General features: G+C 60.9%; 1 protein-coding gene. It reads left to right on the forward strand.

What is annotated here, in order from left to right:
* A partial coding sequence (locus tag AC3WQS_RS31330; RefSeq protein WP_492713601.1) for an AMP-binding protein occupies nt 1-934 on the forward strand: 934 nt, incomplete at both ends.

The raw sequence follows: 934 nt of genomic DNA on the forward strand, positions 1-934 counted from the left end.
CGTATGCGGAGTTGTCGGTTCGGTCGAATCGGTTGGCGCGCAGGTTGATTGCTCAGGGTTGTGGTCCGGAGTCGTTGGTGGCGGTGGCGTTGCCGCGGTCGGCTGATCTTGTGGTGGCGTTGTTGGCGGTGGTGAAGTCCGGTGCGGGGTATTTGCCGGTGGATCCGTCGTATCCGGCTGATCGTGTCGAGTTCATGTTGGCCGATGCTGCTCCGGTGGCTGCGATTTCGTGGTCCGGGCGTGAGTTGGTGTTGCCCGCTGGTTTGCCGGTGGTTGATATCGACGCGGTGGATGTGTCGGAGTTCGATGGTTCGGTGGTGACGGATGCGGATCGTGTTGCGCCGTTGCGGTCGTCGAATGTTGCGTATGTGATTTACACGTCGGGTTCGACGGGTCGCCCGAAGGGTGTGCAGGTTCCGCACATCACGGTGGCGAAGTTGTTTGCGAATACCGAGAGTGTGTACGGGTTCGACGAGTCGGATGTGTGGACGATGTTCCACAGTTATGCGTTCGACTTCTCGGTGTGGGAGTTGTGGGGTCCGCTGTTGTACGGCGGCACGTTGGTCGTCGTGGACTATGTGACGTCGCGGTCGCCGGAGCAGTTCTTGGAGTTGCTTGCTGCTGAGCGGGTGACGGTGCTCAATCAGACGCCGTCGGCGTTCTATCAGTTGGCCGAGGCTGATCGGTTGGCGTCGGAATCCGGTCAGGCCGCCGAGTTGTCGTTGCGGTGGGTTGTTTTCGGTGGGGAGGCGCTCGAGCTTCGACGCTTGTCGGATTGGTATGGCCGCCGCGGTGACTCTGCGCCGACGTTGGTGAACATGTACGGCATCACGGAGACGACGGTGCATGTGAGCCATCGTGTGTTGGATGCTGCGTTGGCGGCGGATGCGTCGGCGAGTGTTGTGGGTCAGGCTATTTCGGGTCTGCAGGTGTT

This window comes from Rhodococcus sp. FW305-130, from assembly GCF_058788335.1.